This window comes from Aggregatimonas sangjinii (assembly GCF_005943945.1).
Taxonomy (GTDB): Bacteria; Bacteroidota; Bacteroidia; order Flavobacteriales; family Flavobacteriaceae; genus Pelagihabitans; species Pelagihabitans sangjinii.
The window spans coordinates 4411255-4424362 of sequence record NZ_CP040710.1 but is presented as its reverse complement, the minus strand read 5'-3'; the positions used below and the strand labels follow the sequence as shown (position 1 = coordinate 4424362).

Annotated in this window: 12 protein-coding genes and 1 pseudogene; 5 read left to right on the top strand and 8 right to left on the bottom strand. The window is 44.3% G+C overall.

Features of this window, described 5'->3' with window-relative positions; translation table 11 throughout:
* Window positions 1-32 precede the first annotated feature (32 nt).
* From FGM00_RS18435 to FGM00_RS18425, 3 genes and pseudogenes are all read right to left on the bottom strand, one after another.
* Complete coding sequence (locus FGM00_RS18435) at window positions 33-1130, bottom strand: carboxylate-amine ligase (RefSeq protein WP_138854330.1); 1098 nt, start codon at window positions 1128-1130, stop codon at window positions 33-35.
* A 363-nt stretch (window positions 1131-1493) separates the two neighbouring features.
* Window positions 1494-2438: pseudogene (locus tag FGM00_RS18430) on the bottom strand (ATP-grasp domain-containing protein); the annotation flags it as partial.
* A gap of 102 nt (window positions 2439-2540) precedes the next feature.
* The gene (locus FGM00_RS18425; protein ID WP_138854329.1) at window positions 2541-3254 is read right to left on the bottom strand and encodes an alpha/beta hydrolase-fold protein; all 714 of its coding nucleotides are present in this window, start codon (window positions 3252-3254) and stop codon (window positions 2541-2543) included.
* Between the two features lie 127 nt (window positions 3255-3381).
* Between FGM00_RS18425 and FGM00_RS18420 the strand changes: the two genes are divergently transcribed.
* Window positions 3382-4197 carry an alpha/beta hydrolase gene (locus FGM00_RS18420; RefSeq protein ID WP_175416268.1) on the top strand — a complete coding sequence of 272 codons (816 nt, stop codon included), beginning with the start codon at window positions 3382-3384 and terminating at the stop codon, window positions 4195-4197.
* Between the two features lie 6 nt (window positions 4198-4203).
* On the opposite strand, the gene FGM00_RS18415 is transcribed toward FGM00_RS18420, so the two are convergent.
* The 5 genes from FGM00_RS18415 to FGM00_RS18395 form a co-directional block, all read right to left on the bottom strand.
* Window positions 4204-4602 (bottom strand): DUF2237 family protein, encoded by a 399-nt coding sequence (locus tag FGM00_RS18415; RefSeq protein ID WP_138854327.1) that lies wholly within the window; start codon window positions 4600-4602, stop codon window positions 4204-4206.
* Window positions 4603-4610: 8 nt separating this feature from the next.
* Window positions 4611-5198, bottom strand: a complete 588-nt coding sequence (locus FGM00_RS18410; protein ID WP_138854326.1) for a hypothetical protein — start codon at window positions 5196-5198, stop codon at window positions 4611-4613.
* Between the two features lie 28 nt (window positions 5199-5226).
* Window positions 5227-6312 carry an acyltransferase family protein gene (locus FGM00_RS18405; RefSeq protein WP_138854325.1) on the bottom strand — a complete coding sequence of 362 codons (1086 nt, stop codon included), beginning with the start codon at window positions 6310-6312 and terminating at the stop codon, window positions 5227-5229.
* A gap of 23 nt (window positions 6313-6335) precedes the next feature.
* Entirely contained in the window at window positions 6336-6656 is a 321-nt protein-coding gene (locus FGM00_RS18400; protein WP_236262849.1) for a hypothetical protein, read from the bottom strand.
* Window positions 6657-6752: 96 nt separating this feature from the next.
* Window positions 6753-8564, bottom strand: a complete 1812-nt coding sequence (locus FGM00_RS18395) for a sodium:solute symporter family protein (RefSeq protein WP_138854324.1) — start codon at window positions 8562-8564, stop codon at window positions 6753-6755.
* Between the two features lie 99 nt (window positions 8565-8663).
* Between FGM00_RS18395 and FGM00_RS18390 the strand changes: the two genes are divergently transcribed.
* From FGM00_RS18390 to FGM00_RS18375, 4 genes are all read left to right on the top strand, one after another.
* The gene (locus FGM00_RS18390) at window positions 8664-9419 is read left to right on the top strand and encodes a sulfite exporter TauE/SafE family protein (protein WP_138854323.1); all 756 of its coding nucleotides are present in this window, start codon (window positions 8664-8666) and stop codon (window positions 9417-9419) included.
* Window positions 9420-9577: 158 nt separating this feature from the next.
* On the top strand, window positions 9578-12151 hold the full coding sequence (locus tag FGM00_RS18385; RefSeq protein WP_236262848.1) for a zinc-dependent metalloprotease: 2574 nt from the start codon (window positions 9578-9580) through the stop codon (window positions 12149-12151).
* A gap of 302 nt (window positions 12152-12453) precedes the next feature.
* Window positions 12454-12693 carry a hypothetical protein gene (locus tag FGM00_RS18380; protein WP_138854322.1) on the top strand — a complete coding sequence of 80 codons (240 nt, stop codon included), beginning with the start codon at window positions 12454-12456 and terminating at the stop codon, window positions 12691-12693.
* Window positions 12694-12698: 5 nt separating this feature from the next.
* Window positions 12699-12980, top strand: coding sequence for a type II toxin-antitoxin system YafQ family toxin (locus FGM00_RS18375; RefSeq protein ID WP_138854321.1), 282 nt, complete (start codon window positions 12699-12701; stop codon window positions 12978-12980).
* The last annotated feature ends 128 nt before the right edge of the window (window positions 12981-13108 follow it).

Genomic DNA, 13108 nt, shown 5'->3' with positions numbered 1-13108 from the left:
CATATGTGGCCGCTACCGTTCGTTTGGTAAAGTTACAAACCCTTCGCCGTTTGGCCCACGATATATTTGGCTACTTCGACCAAGCTACCAGTCTCCTCGAAAACCTTAAGCTGCCGGTCGGCCCCTGAACCTTGTTGTAACATCTGATAGACATAATTGACCTCGTTGCGGCATCCCAAATCATCAACTACATCATCGATAAAATCCAACAACTCGTGAATCAGATTGTTGAAGGGTACTTCCTCTTCAATCCCAAAATCGATAAGCTTTGCCTCGATTCCCCATCTGGCGGCCCGCCATTTGTTCTCGTTCAGTAACAATCGGCGATAGTTTTTAAATGTCTGGTTCTTTCGGTTCAATTTATAGAGTTTCGCGACCAAACATTGCATCAAAGCCGCGATACAAGTTACTTCGTCTACCGTCATCACCACATCGCAGATACGAAATTCAATGGTGGGATAAAATGGATGTAAGCGGATGTCCCACCAGATTTTTTTGGCATTATCCAGACATCTGGTGCGTACCAAAATATCCACAAATTTGTCGTATTCGGCAACGCTTGCGAAATAGGGTGGAATACCGGTTCTCGGAAACTTATCGAAAACCTTGCTACGGTACGATTTAAAACCTGTGTTACGCCCTTCCCAAAAAGGGGAATTCGTCGACAAGGCATACAAATGCGGTAAAAAATACCGTACGGTATTCAAGATTTCCAGCCCTTCCTCCCGATTTGGAATCGCCACATGCACATGCATCCCGAAAATAAGGTTTCCACGAGCCACGTCTTTCATCTCGTCTACAATCTCCTCATATCGAGGTTTAGATGTTATGAGTTGTTCGTGCCACTGGGAAATCGGGTGCGTACCCGCCGCGGCGACCTTCAGACCTTCATCATTGGCCAATAATATAATTTGCTGCCTCAGGTAAGAAACCTCATCGCGAACTTGATTGATATTTTCACATACGTTCGTGCCCATCTCCACCATAGATTGGTGCATTTCTTCCTTGATGCGCTCTTGCAGCAGCACCTTGCCCCCATCAATGATTTTCGACATCTGCGAATGAAGGGTGTAGGAATCACTTTCGAGAATCTGAAACTCCTCTTCTATTCCGAGTGTGAATTTGTGCATAAGGGTCGCGTTTAACTTTGGTCAACTAAGGATCTACTTTTTCTTGGCGGGTTTCGTCTTAGCTGGCGCCTTTTTTACGGCTGCCTTTGTCTTTGAAATAGGAGCCGATTTAGCGGCGGTTTTTTTGACCGCTGCGGTCTTGGTCTTGGTGGCTTTGGCGGCCGGTTTCGGTTTCGCAGGGGTCTTCTTTACCGCGGTTTTGGCCTTTGTGGCGGGTGTTGCCTTGGTTGTGCTTTTCTTTGCCGCTGGTTTGGCTTTTGGCTTGGAAGCCGAAGCCGTCGCCTTCCTCTTCACTACTGTTTTCTTTGCCTCGGCAGCGGTCTTTAAATTGACTTTTCCTGCTTTTGGCCGCGCGACCGAAGCCGAATTTTTTACAAAGGTGCCCCAAGAGGTATTGTTCTGTTTTGATCTATGGGCGTTGGCCTTTTCTATGGCGTACTTTGCGGAATGCTCAACAATCCATGCGAAGTTGGTTTGACCGACCGAGTGTATGTCGGCATCCGGTGCAGGATTACAGAAATCAATGGCATAGGGCACCCCATCGCGGATGGCAAACTCGACCGTATTGAAGTCATAGCCTAGTGCCTGATTTAGCTTTAAGGTATATTGCGTAATCAGCTTCATCAATTTGTCATGTGCGGCGCCAGTGGTCTTGGGCTCGGTGGCATAGCGCAGATGAAACTCATTCCGTGGTTCATAGGGCATGATATGTACATACTTTTGACCCAAACAGTACACGCGATAATAATCGTCAAAGACGATTTCTTCTTGCAGCATCATCACCAATTGACCTGTTTCTTCGTGCTTGGCGAATAAATCGTCCGCGTTCTCAACCTTATAAACATTTTTCCAACCGCCACCATCATGTGGCTTCATGTAGGCCGGAAAACCGATATAATTGAAAATGTAGTCCCAATCCAAGGGCGCGACCAAATTCCTGAATGACTTTTCGGTAGTATTGTCCGGCCTTTCTTTAGAAGGCAGTAAAATGGTCTTTGGAACGGGAATGCCCAATTCCATCGCCAAACAGTTGTTGAAAAATTTTTCATCGGCACTCCACCAAAAGGGATTATTGATGACCGCGGTACCCATTAAAGCCGCGTTTTTTAAATAGGCCCTGTAAAAGGGAACCTCCTGTGAGATACGGTCGAAAATAACACTGTATCCGTAATCGATACCCTGCTGTACCTTATCTATTTGAACGGCCTCCGCGACGACCTTGCCTTTGCCTAATTCGTTTACCTTGTCAATGAATGCCCATGGGAAGGTATCTTCCATCCCGAACAATATGCCTACTTTTTTTGCCATGTGATTTTTTTTCATTCCGGTAATGACCGGAATCCGTTTATAATTAATGTGTGTTTTGTGAAGCGTTTAGAGCGCTGTTTTAAATTTTAATTTGAGATTCTTCTAATTGAAATATGCTCCCAGATATTCCGGAAAGGCCATTTTCCATAAGGGCCAATCGTGTTCTACCCATTTTTTTTCATCATACCAATGATTTATTCCCTTTTCGTTGAGGATCCCGGACATATACTTGTTCTTATCCAAGCAGATATCCCAATCGGACGTTCCCAATACGATTTGAATATGGTTGTACTTCCAAGCCTCCTCATGGCGCATAAATTCGTCAGGACAGTTGTAATAAATGCGCATATCATCGGAAAGCGGGGTCATGTTACGAATATTGAAGGCCGCACTCATCGCGATCAAATGCGAAATCACATCCGGAAATCGGAAAGCCGTATTCGCGGCATGAAAACCACCAAAGCTTACCCCTGCCACACCAATACGATGCGTGTTGCATTCCTTTTGGATATACGGAATCATTTCCTCCTTTAGAAACTGCATATACAGTTCGTAATTATGGATTTTCATTTCGGAGTTCATATTATCATCGTAGAACGACATCATATCAATAGTCTCCACATTATATAATTTAACTCGACCAGCCTCTACATGATGCATCACGGAACCTACCAACCCAAAATCGGTATTCTGAGTGTATTGTCCTCCTGAGGAAGGAAACATAAGTATTGGATGTCCCCAATGCCCGGTGACTTCAACATTGATGTTTCTACTTAGAACATTGGAAAAATATGGAATATGCTCGACTTTGGCCATAGCCCTAAATATAAGTAAAATGATTGATTCGTTGTTTTTAAAAAAAGGCGCAAATGTAATTTATTTCCGAATGCGTCAAACATTTATTTTTTGTAATCGTTATACTTGCACTTCTTTACCGAAACCCATGCAATTTCATATTGATTTCATTAGTGCCAAGGGCATCATCTTTTCACGGCATCTCGATCGCTGGGTCAAATTCCGTTTTGTGGCCCCGTCAAACTATTGGAAATCGAACTCCTCGTTCCCAGTATTGCTCATGAACGACGGGCAGGATTATGGGCCGATGCGATTGGAGGAAACCTTGACTAAGGCTTTCGCCAATAAGACATTGCGGCCTTTTCTCTATTTCGGTATCGAATGCAATGAAAATCGAATGCACGAATACGGTATCGCTTCATCGGCCGATTTTAAAGGTAGGGGTGGTCGGGCCTATGAATATTCCAAGTTTATCGTCGAGGAATTTCTTCCCTTTCTTAAAAAGGAATTTAAGGTTTCGCCAAAAGGAGCAGACTGGGTTTACTGCGGCATGTCGTTAGGTGGATTATCGGCCTTCGATATCGCCTATGCAAATCCGAAGCAATTCGGGAAAATAGGCGTCTTCAGCGGCTCTTTTTGGTGGCGTAAAAAAGCCTATGTAAAAAAAGATATCGCCGACAGAAGTCGTATTCTTCTAGATGTCATCAAGGAAAAACCATTCGCGCCCCCTTTGAAATTCTGGTTACAGACCGGGACGGAAGACGAGAAAGCCGATCGCAACGGGAATGGGATTATCGACGCCATTGACGATACCTTGGATGTTATTAAAGAACTTCAAGCCAAGGGTTATTCCTATCCTGGCGCCGTTACCTATGTAGAGGTTGAGGGAGGAAAACATGATCTGCCTACATGGGGGAAAATCTTTCCGGCATTCTTGGCCTGGGCGTTCGATGCAAAGAAATAGCGGAACCTACTCTTGGTAGGTATGCTCTTTTAATATGGCCAAAGAGGTATAGGCCAAGGCTTTTTCATGGGTAGCTTCCAACACCACCTTTGGGGCTTTACCCACCTTTTGGGCTTGTACCCAACGCATCACGCACAAACACCATTTATCCCCCGGTTTTAGCCCTGGAAAGCTCCATTGCGGAATAGGGGTCGATAGATCATTGCCTTGCGACTTGGTGAATGCCAAAAACTCCTCGGTCATAATGGCGCAGACCACATGGGTACCGTGGTCTTCTTCACCGGTTTTACAAAATCCGTCGCGATAAAAACCTGTTTTAGGGGCAAAACAACAGGATTGCAATTCCCCTCCCAGAACGTTCTTCGGAATTTCCTGTGTCGAATTGAATAGTATGATGTGCTGCATAATACGTTTTATCTAGACTGACTACCTTTCCACGAATTGTAAAAATTCGCCACATCGATCGGGTGTTTGAATTCCTTCTTTTCCAGCTTTTTTACCAAAGGAGGACAGTCCTTAAAAAAACGTTTCAAACTTTTCCTTTTGAGTCCGAACAACCCTTGAGTGACTCGAATAAGCGAGGTATCATCCTTTTTTTTAAAAAGGTCGATGGCGTCTATATAATCCGAATCGGCATCCTCGAACTCCCATTGGTAGTAGGTAAGATAGCCTTTTACCACAACCTTTAAAAATCGTTGTTCACCCACGTTAGCTATCGATGTATAGTTTTGACTGAGAAAATGCCCGGTTTCCTGCATCCAAACACTTTCAAAAATAATTCCTCCCTTTCGATACGCCCGAATTTGTTCCGGACCATATTTGGAGCGTCCTTTTTCTCCTTTAAATCGAATCTTTTTGTAAAGCCTTCCGAAGGGTGATGGTTTTCTGTCCCGTACAAAGCCGTACAAGGTGTCCTGATTGTTCAATACCACAAAGCCTTTTTCGTATTGTTTCTGACCAAAAAGCGACAAAGGGATGGTCAACAAAAAAAGTATGCCCACGTAGGCAATATATTTTCTCAGGCTACTATCACACTTTGATAAAAATCTTTCTTTTGTAGAGTACATAGGCCAACAACATATAAAATGCAACGACCGTTAACCCGTAGAGGAGAGATGACAGCTGCAATGACATATAATCGTTTGCATAAATTGTACCAAACAACCATCCATGTAGAGAGGTTTCGCCGATTTGAATCATTCCCATGAGTTTACTGATAAAACTGGAAAGAAAATAGAGGACTATCGCATTCGCACCTGCATATCGAAATACGCTACCAAATTCAATATTTCTAACGTCGGTCAGGTAATAGATCAATGCCAAGATAAGATTCGCCCAACCTCCGGTAACCAAAACAAAACTGCTGGTCCATAAGGCCTTATTAATCGGAAAAACCCACCCCCAAAGATGGCCAACGATCAGCATCGAGCCTCCGATTCCCATCAAGATCGTTGCTTTTTTATCTTGCCTGGATAATAATATCAAACCCGTAAAAATTCCAAATAACGCACTTACTATAGACGGGATGGTGCTCAGCAACCCCTCCGGGTCATAATCCGCTTTATAATTATGGCTACCGAAAATTTTGACATCCACCCAATTGGCCAAATTGTTCGGGGCGCGTTCCAAGGTTGATTCGATTCCGTTCACCGGAACAAGTACCATGAGCAACCAATAGCCTAATGATAGCGCTATTGCAATACCTATGAGCGTTTTCCAATTAACGTTCAAAAACAAGATCGCGGCGAAGAAGTACACGACGCCAATACGTTGTAACACCCCCGGGAAGCGGATATCGGCAAAATCTTTGATAAAGGGAAACGACAAGGTAAATGCCCCTAGAAACAATCCCAGCGCAATTAATTTCAAGGTGCGAACACTGATTTTTTTATAGGTAGCGGCGGTTGCGGTCCTGCTCTTGTACGAAAACGTAATCGATGTACCAACGATAAAAAGGAAGAAGGGGAATACGAGATCTGTTGGAGTATACCCATGCCATTCTGCGTGCAGGAAGGGTGCATAGACCGCTGACCATGTTCCCGGCGTATTGACCAAAATCATTAAAACGATGGTCATGCCCCTAAAGATATCTACGGAAAGTATTCGGTTTTGCATGGTACTCCCATTTTCATAATTGGCTATCTGTTCTCCAAACGATACACGAATTTCAGTCCGCTCCAGTCTTCGTCGACGGCAGCGACCTTTACATCTACAAGACCAGTGGTTTTCAAAACAAAACTTCTAATGATGTCCCGGTTCAAATCTGTCTTTATTTTCGATGCGCCCTTCGGCCAGCTAATCCAAAGGAGCCCGGTTTTTTTCATTTTCCGTAGATAGTCGTGCAAGGTGGTTTCCAATTCGATTATCCGAGTGCAGAAAAACTGTATGAAATCGATTTCCCTCCGAATCGGCCATCTCGCAAATCCGAACGTCTTCCGGCCAAGTTTCGAACAATTCAAAATAGTATTTTGGCGCATTGTACAGCAGCATGGCAAACCCTTCTTTGATGCCAAGTTTTTTATACAGCGGAGTTTTGGAATAGCCAGTCGCCATGATTACAGAATATTTTCCTTCATCCGACCCCAGGTTTTAATGAGCAATGCCCCGGAAATCAATGCTACAGCGCTCAATATCAATGCGGAAGTGGTACGTCCATAAATCCAATAACCCGTTGCGAACATGGTGGAATATACCAGTGCCACACCTAAGAGCATCGCGGTGATACCGGAGGGGACACTCCATTTTTCATCCGTTTTGACGATTTCCACATTATCTTTTTCAGCATTTCGGACCACTTTGGCCCATCCGGGACCCCCAGGCTGTATTTTCCTGTAGAATGCTCGTAATGTCTCATTTGATTCTGGTTGTGTCATGTAGGTAACCGCCATCCAAATAGCGGTTGTGACCACAACAACAAACGGATAGTTGGCCCACTCGGGGAATATCCCGGTTTCCGGAGCGAATAGGAAATCGCCCAAATCGGTCGTCGCCAAAAGAATGACTAGGATTCCCGAAGCGAACATCGCCGTTATCTCGCTCCAAGCATTGATGCGCCACCAAAACCAACGAAGGATGAATACGAGACCCGTACCGGCTCCGAATTTTATCAACAGGTCAAATACTTCAAAAGCATTTTGGAGTGTAAGCGCCAGTAAGGCACTAAGTACCATTAAGAGTACCGTAGAAATTCTACCTACCGCGACCATTTGCTTTTCCGTAGCTTTCGGATTGATCTGTCGTTTGTAAAAATCGAACACGATGTAAGAGGACCCCCAGTTCAACTGAGTAGAAATAGTACTCATATATGCCGCTACCAACGAAGCCAAAACGACACCGAGCAGGCCACTTGGGAGCTTCGTCAACATAGCGGAATAGGCCAGATCATGACCCAGCTTGTTTTCCGCGACATCTGGAAAAGCCGCGGCAATACTGGCAATATCCGGATACACCACCAAAGAGGCCAGGGCTACTAAAATCCACGGCCATGGTCTTAAGGCGTAATGCATGATGTTAAAGAAAAAAGTCGCCCCAATGGCGTGGTTTTCGTCTTTTGCGGCCAGCATTCGTTGCGCAATGTAGCCCCCACCCCCTGGTTCGGCACCGGGATACCAAGAACTCCACCACTGTACGGCGATAGGGATGATAAACAGTGTGATCAGCACCTGGGTATTGTCCAAGTCTGGCAGGATATTCAATTTATCGGCAACATTCTCGTGCGCCATCAAGGCTTGAAGCCCACCGACCTCAGGAATGTTTACCAAATAATAAGCGGCACCTATTGCACCGCTCATGGCTACAAAGAACAAGAGAAAGTCCGTATAGACCACGCCTTTAAACCCACCAAGAGCGCTGAAGACCACGGTTATCAAGCCAGCGCCTACAACAGTCTCCCAAGGTTCGAGCCCCAACATAATTCCGCCGATTTTAATCGCGGCCAGTGTTACCGAGGCCATCGTGATGATATTGAACAATGCGCCGAGGTAAATGGCCCTGAATTTGCGAAGAAAGCTCGCTGGTTTTCCACCGTAACGCATTTCATAAAACTCCAAGTCGGTATTCACGTTCGATTTACGCCACAGTTTGGCATAAACAAAAACGGTCAACATTCCCGTTAACAAGAAGCACCACCAGACCCAATTCCCGGAAACGCCATTGGTACGCACGATATCGGTCACTAAATTTGGCGTATCGGTAGAAAACGTGGTTGCCACCATCGAAAGCCCCAACAACCACCATGGCATCGTTCTTCCGGAAAGAAAAAATTCGGTGGAATCCTTACCCGATTTTTTGGAAACATAAATTCCGATTCCGAGAACGATTGAGAAGAATACGATTATAAAGCTATAATCGAGGGTACTTAATTCCATAGTTTGGTGGCTTTGTTGTAGAACCCGATTCTAAAGGTTCATGTTTTAAAGGTAAAATAAATTAAGATACTTTTGTGCCCTGCCTTCTAAACCTCTTGCGTGCTACCATTTTTGAGTATTGATATTACCACTACAGCTTGGGCGCTTGCCTTTGTCGCTGCATTGGTCTTGGGAATATCCAAAGCAGGAATCAAAGGAATCGCCATCATCATCGTTACCTTAATGGCATTGGCCTTCGGGGCCAAACAATCCACGGGATTGATCGTTCCGCTGCTGATTGTCGGGGATATCTTCGCCGTCATCTACTACAACCGTCATACCCAATGGAAATACATTCTACGCTTTTTACCATGGATGATGGCCGGAGTACTTATAGGCAACTTCATAGGAAAAGACCTTGACGAGGCTACTTTTAAAATCGGGATGGCCATCATCATTTTAGGAAGTGTGGTGATGATGTACTGGTGGGACCGCAAAAAATCGAAGACAGTGCCCACCCATTGGGCTTTTGCAGGCTTTATGGGTATTATGGCAGGAATTACGACCATGATCGGCAATTTAGCGGGGGCTTTCAGCAATATCTTTTTTCTTGCCATGCGACTGCCCAAAAACCAATTTATCGGCACCGCGGCATGGCTATTCTTTATCATCAATATCTTTAAATTGCCCTTTCATATCTGGTCTTGGGAGACCATCACACCAGAGACCTTATGGATCGACTTAAAGCTGGTTCCCGGTATATTTCTGGGGCTGTTCATCGGCGTACGATTGGTAAAAATCATTAAGGATGATTTTTACCGTAAAATGATTTTGGTCCTGACCGCATTAGGAGCTATTTTGATTTTATTTCGCTAAAATCATAAGGTTTCGTATCTTACCATTCAGGGTTTTTTCAACCAAACCCTCTTTTACATCGTATATTACTTTGCGTGGTACGAACATCTGTTTTTGTTAAAAGCGCAACCGACCTAACCCATTTCATACTAAATACTTAATTGAACCGTTCGTTTTTTATGACTCGATTCATTACACTTTTGCTATTGCTATTGGTTACCGCCTCCTGTGGTACGCTCAATTTTATGGGAAAATCGCAGGATAAGAAGGGTGATGGGAGTCTTGCCATCAATAAGATAAAACCGTACGAACGCTTTGTAACCAAGGAGACCATCTCTAAAGAAGGTCTTTTTGATGTGCATAAAACCGAGGGGAGGTACTACTTTGAAATTCCGGATAGCTTGTTGAATCGCGAACTGCTCGTGGTAACGCGTTTTATACGCACGCCATCGGGAGCGGGAAACTATGGCGGGGAAAAGATTTCCGAAAACACCATCATCTTCGAAAAGGGGCCCAACAACAATCTTTTTCTTCGGATTGCCACGCTTGTCAGTGCTGCGGATGAAAATGATGCCATTTCTAAGGCCGTAAACAATTCGAATATTACGCCGATTCTGGAGACTTTTGATATCGAGGCCGAAAATGAGGATAATGCCTCCTACCTCATCGAGGTCACTGATTTTGTGAATAGTGAAAACCCCCTGTTGACCTTGAGCGGAAGCCAGAAAAGCGCGTATAAGCTCTCCAATTTGGAAAAGGATAAATCCTACATCAAGGAAATCAATACATTCCCGATCAATACCGAAATAAAAACGGTCAAGACTTATACGGCCAGGGCCAGTGTTGAACGAAGGGAAAAGCAATTACCTGCGGCGGTACTCGCCGGGGTAGTTACCTTGGAAATCAACAATTCCTTTGTGCTATTGCCCAAAACGCCGATGCGCAAAAGGATGTTCGATAGCCGGGTAGGCTTTTTTGCCAGTTCCTATTTGGAATACGGGGATGACCAACAGCAGGTCGATCGCAATACCTACATACACCGGTGGCGCTTGGAACCTAAGGAAGAAGACTTGGAAAAATGGAAACAGGGCGAGCTTGTAGAGCCTAAAAAACCTATCATCTACTATATCGATCCCGCCACACCGAAAAAATGGCGACCTTACCTTATTCAAGGTATTAACGATTGGCAAGTAGCCTTCGAACAGGCCGGATTTAAAAATGCCATCATGGGTATGGAATGGCCGGAAAACGATCCGACCATGAGTCTGGAAGACGCCCGCTTTTCGGTACTGCGCTATTTTGCCTCCCCTTCAAAAAATGCCTACGGCCCGAACATTGTGGATCCAAGAAGTGGTGAGATTTTGGAAAGCCATATCGGATGGTACCACAACTTAATGAGTTTGCTACACAATTGGTATATGGTACAAGCCGGTGCGGTCGATTTTCGGGCGCAGCAAATGGAATTCGACGATGACCTTATGGGAAATCTTATTCGCTTCGTCTCTTCCCATGAAGTAGGCCACACCTTAGGATTGCGACACAATATGGGAGCGAGTAGCGCCACTCCGGTGGATAAATTGAGGGACGCCGAATGGCTTAAAAAGAACGGTCATACCAGTTCGATTATGGACTATGCCCGTTTCAACTACGTGGCTCAACCCGAAGATAATATTCCGGTGGAGGATCTAATGCCCCGAATCGGGGATTACGACAAATGGGCGATTCAATGGGGATATGCCAAATACCCAATGGAAATGACCGTGTCGGAGGAAAAAGAGTTTTTGGCGGAGATAGTGACGGATAGCGTCACCACAAACCACCGGCTTTGGTTCGGTGGGGAAGGTCGCGATTTTGACCCTAGGTCACAGACTGAAGACCTGGGCGACGATGCCATGATTGCTAGTACCTATGGTATTATGAACTTGCAGCGCATAGCACCCTGCCTAAGGGAATGGACGAAGGGCAAGAACAGCGATGACTACTCCAATCTCGACCAGATTTACAAAGATTTGGTCGGGCAGTATAGTGATTACGTTTTTCACGTGACCAAGAACATAGGCGGAATCTATGTGACCCCGAAAACCATGGGCGAAGAGGGTGAAGTATACCGTCCGGTATCTAAGGAGGTACAGAAACAGGCACTTGCATTTTTAGACCAACATATCTTTAAAGAGCCCAAATGGTTATTGCGCCACGATATCCTAAATGCCATTCAGTCACCACGTTCCAAGGAGTCCGTAACCAAAACCATGGAAAGTGTAATGATGAACCTCTTGGGCGGCAGCCGATTGAGTAGGATGACTTTTATCGCGGAACGCTATGAATACGAAAACCCCTACCGGCCGGAAGAATATATAGATGACCTGAACTATTTGGTTTGGGGCGATATGAACGTTTTTTATCAGACCAACGCCTATCGCAGAAAACTGCAAAAGGCCTATGTGGCCAATATGATTGCGCTATACAAGCCCGATGAGGCCGATGGAGTCGTAGAGGGAATCCTCGCCAAACTCTCGGAAGGCTATACTTCGAATACCGATGTGCGTTCGTTGGCTTTAGACAATCTATTAACCTTGCAATCGAACATTAAAAAAACCTTGCCCGTCATGACCGATAGGCTTACCATTGCCCACCTGAATTACCTGAAGAGGGAAATTGTAGCAGTCGTAGGCGAGACCAAGGACACTCCACCCACTTTTTTCCCGATCAACCGGGACATGTCCATAAAGCAGGATGACGACAAGAAGGAATAAGGTTTTTGAAAGCTATCCGATATCATATTGATTTCGACCGTTGCTCCGTTTGAGACTAAAGTTTAACCTCAATTTGGGCTTATTTAAAAAATACATATTGATGTAATAATTGATATTCAAGAATACTTCGGTACTGTAGAAACTAAAAGCTTATCCGTAAAACTGAGATTTTGAGGTATCTGCCCATCACGACATTAGGACATATCATTTTTTAAATCCCTTGAATAACATAATTATACAACTTGTATAACACAATGTTATATAGTATTTTTGAGATGAACAAACAATTTAAAGCATACAGTATGTCTAAAGGAGAACGTATTAAAGTCCAAACAGCTTTTAGGTTTGATAGCGAACTTTTAGAACTTGTTAAAGAGAAAGCCAAGGCACAACGAAGAAGCCTCAATAATTATCTTGAAATATTGATGCTCAGGGATGTCGGTAACATTCCCAATGACGAAACAAAGCAAGCGATCGACGAGGCAAGAAATGAGGATTTGGAAACTATCAACGACCTCGATCGTTGGCTTGAAAAACTTTAGGCCCGATGTTTCAACTACAGTTTACGACGAAATTCAAAAAGGATTTAAAGAAAGTAAAAAGAAATCAGAAGGATTTTGAACTAGCAGTAGCATTACTGAAAAAACTAGAAATCAAGGGAGTAGCCGGAGTACCAAAAAATATGCGACCTCATAGGTTAACAGGCAATTACAAAGACAATTGGGAGTGTCATATCAAACCAGACTTATTAATCATATGGCTACAAATCGAAAACCCGAGAACCATTAGATTGATTAGAATAGGCTCCCATTCAGATTTATTTAGATAGCGGATAACTATCAGCACTACTCGGCATTTAAAGCTCTAAAAACTTTATCGATTACAGAACTTGTAAAGAGAGAATCCTATAAAATCAAATGGTTTTCATTGGAGGGACATACAAACAGACTTTAGAGG

Excerpts from the sequence above, each read along its gene's own strand:
- FGM00_RS18435 (WP_138854330.1), bottom strand. The coding sequence starts at position 1,130 with ATGCACAAATTCACACTCGGAATAGAAGAGGAGTTTCAGATTCTCGAA.
- FGM00_RS18425 (WP_138854329.1), bottom strand. The coding sequence starts at position 3,254 with ATGGCCAAAGTCGAGCATATTCCATATTTTTCCAATGTTCTAAGTAGA.
- FGM00_RS18420 (WP_175416268.1), top strand. The coding sequence starts at position 3,382 with ATGCAATTTCATATTGATTTCATTAGTGCCAAGGGCATCATCTTTTCA.
- FGM00_RS18415 (WP_138854327.1), bottom strand. The coding sequence starts at position 4,602 with ATGCAGCACATCATACTATTCAATTCGACACAGGAAATTCCGAAGAAC.
- FGM00_RS18405 (WP_138854325.1), bottom strand. The coding sequence starts at position 6,312 with ATGCAAAACCGAATACTTTCCGTAGATATCTTTAGGGGCATGACCATC.
- FGM00_RS18395 (WP_138854324.1), bottom strand. The coding sequence starts at position 8,564 with ATGGAATTAAGTACCCTCGATTATAGCTTTATAATCGTATTCTTCTCA.
- FGM00_RS18385 (WP_236262848.1), top strand. The coding sequence starts at position 9,578 with ATGACTCGATTCATTACACTTTTGCTATTGCTATTGGTTACCGCCTCC.
- FGM00_RS18380 (WP_138854322.1), top strand. The coding sequence starts at position 12,454 with ATGTCTAAAGGAGAACGTATTAAAGTCCAAACAGCTTTTAGGTTTGAT.
- FGM00_RS18375 (WP_138854321.1), top strand. The coding sequence starts at position 12,699 with ATGTTTCAACTACAGTTTACGACGAAATTCAAAAAGGATTTAAAGAAA.